At 39.1% G+C, this 2,045-nt stretch carries 2 protein-coding genes; both read right to left on the reverse strand.

What is annotated here, in order from left to right; genetic code table 11:
- A partial coding sequence (locus AC1DSE_RS34605) for an ABC transporter substrate-binding protein (RefSeq protein ID WP_477529048.1) occupies nt 1-1,208 on the reverse strand: 1,208 nt, incomplete at its 3' end.
- 66 nt (nt 1,209-1,274) lie between these two features.
- Nucleotides 1,275-2,045: carbohydrate ABC transporter permease (locus AC1DSE_RS34610; RefSeq protein WP_477529049.1), on the reverse strand; the 771-nt coding region annotated here is incomplete at its 5' end.

Genomic DNA, 2,045 nt, shown 5'->3' on the forward strand with positions numbered 1-2,045 from the left:
ATAGATTCTTGTGCTACGTCTGGTCCAAATAATTGATAATTCTGGTTTCTAAACATCCATTCATAGAAAAACTCATTAGCAGTCAGCTTTTTGATTCTTCCATCTACAATCTCGTAATCTTTGCCTTCAACGCCATAGAGCGCTAATTGATAATTTTCTTTGGATTTATAAATCCAATTCACAAATTTTATCGCACCCTCTGGATTAGGAGCCGTTACCGGAACGCCAAGAACTTCTCCTCCTGTTGCAGTAATATAACGAGGTTTCTCAGGTGCCAAAAGATAAGTCTTCACTCTAGCATCAGGTGCATTTGCTTTTATTGCATCTATAATTTCCATTTCTTTGCCTAACGAGCCTTCAACCCATAAGTATAGACCTGTCTGCATGCGAGAATCCCGTTCATTGTATTTGATAGTCAGATCCTCTGAATAAAGCCCTGCATCATACATACTGCGGTTAAATTTCGCTAMTTTTTGGAAAGCTTCTGATTCATAATAGCTATGTGCTTTTTTACTGTCTTCGCCAAATACGATTAAGTCTTCTACTGCAATAAAGTTATACTGCTCTTCTGTAAAATATCTGGTGAGAGGTTTAAAGACAATATCAGCTGGCCCTTTCATTTCCGGAAACTGTTTTTTCGCTTTGGTAGCAAACTCTTTTAAATCTTCAGCTGTTTTTATTTCGTTCATCCCAACAGCCTCTAGTATATCCTGACGTACAGCTACCAGTTGATACATGGCTGATGACGGAGCATACGCCGATGGAATCCCATGAATTTTGCCGTCAATTACCGCACCCTGAAACTGTTCCATCGGCAGCACTTTGAGCATATCCTGGCCATACTGCTTAATTAGATCATCCAACGGCATGCTTTGCTTCTTATTCACAATGGTAGAAAGGTCGGGAAGACCATCCCAATAAAGATCAATCGGTTCATTTGCAGCGAGCATAATATCTTTTTGCTCCCAGTACTGAGCCCATGGCACAAAAATAACTTTCAACTTTAATCCGAGATCGGCTGCCATTTTCTCTGAAAATTCATTTCCAAGAAATTCAGTCATACGATCACTTTCGTCCCCSGGGTACAAGATGGTGAGTGTTTCGAGCTTCCCCTTTCCTCCAACCTCTTCCTTGTTGCTACACGCTGCAAGAATTGAAGTAGAAACTAGCATTAAAACCAAAAAGATAAGCATTTTACTGGATTTCATTGATAACCCTCCCTATTTAATGGTTAATGTATGTTAGGCCTAGATAGGCTACAAACCATGTATCGCTTATTCCTTTACTGCGCCCGCCATAATGCCATGAACGAAATACTTTTGAATAAAAGGAAATAGGAAAATAATAGGACCAATTGTAATTACGGTAATTGCCATCTTTACGGTTTCTGCTGGCAGCGTTATGTTACCGGAAGCCCCAGAGGGAATACGGCCGGAGCTGATCGCATTTACATTCGATAGAATGTTGTAGAGATAGTATTGCAGCGGAAATAGATCCTTATCGTTGATGAAGATGAGTGCATTCCACCAATCATTCCAATAATTCAGCGCATACATTAATCCCACTGTGAGCAGAGCAGTCTTGCTTAAAGGAAGAGCTACTTTTAAATAAATGGTAAAATAATTAGCTCCATCCATCTCCGCTGCTTCGTATAAAGACGGTGAAATGCTAGAAAAATACGTTCGCAGCAAAAACATATTCCATACGCTAAAAATAGAAGGAAGGATTAATGCTAAAATACTATTTTTCAAACCGTAATAATTCACGCTAACCATATACCACGGAATCAAGCCGGCCGAGAAAATAATCGTAAAGTTGCTAATGAATGCGATAATATTGCGATATCTTAGCTTTTTTAYGGATATCGAGAATGCAATCATACTTGTAATCAGCAATGCGCTTACCGTACCAATTACAGTTACAAAGATGGTTACGCCATAAGACTTCAATATCTTCATACCACTATTCACATAGATATATTTATACGTATCCAAACTTGGACTCAGCGGGATAATCGAATAACCATTTTTGACAATGGCCTGCTC

It is taken from the genome of Paenibacillus sp. 01L418 (genome assembly GCF_056400045.1).